1 protein-coding gene is annotated in these 248 nt (G+C 67.3%); it reads right to left on the minus strand.

Features of this window, described 5'->3' with window-relative positions; translation table 11 throughout:
- The coding region (locus tag NMG70_RS32535) for a polysaccharide deacetylase family protein (RefSeq protein WP_254028278.1) at positions 1 to 228 on the minus strand (228 nt) is incomplete at its 3' end.
- Positions 229 to 248: the final 20 nt, after the last annotated feature.

A 248-nucleotide genomic window follows, 5' to 3' on the forward strand; every position in this document is an offset into this window, starting at 1 on the left:
ATAGCCGCACTCCTTGGCCAGCCTGCCAAGCCGTCGGTCGGTGACAGAAAAGGGTGCCGCGAACGCCGTGGCTGGCCGACCGGTCCAGCGCTCGATGAACATACGAGAGCGCAGGAGCTCGGCGGCCAAGTCAGAGCTCGACAGACCATCGATCGCGCGATGCGTCGCCAGATGGCTTCCGAAGAACGCACCTTCGGCGGCGAGGCGTCGCACCGTCCCGGCGTCCATAAGCTGCGTCGGCGGACCGC

Source organism: Mesorhizobium ventifaucium (assembly GCF_935822925.1).
Classification (GTDB): Bacteria; Pseudomonadota; Alphaproteobacteria; order Rhizobiales; family Rhizobiaceae; genus Mesorhizobium; species Mesorhizobium ventifaucium.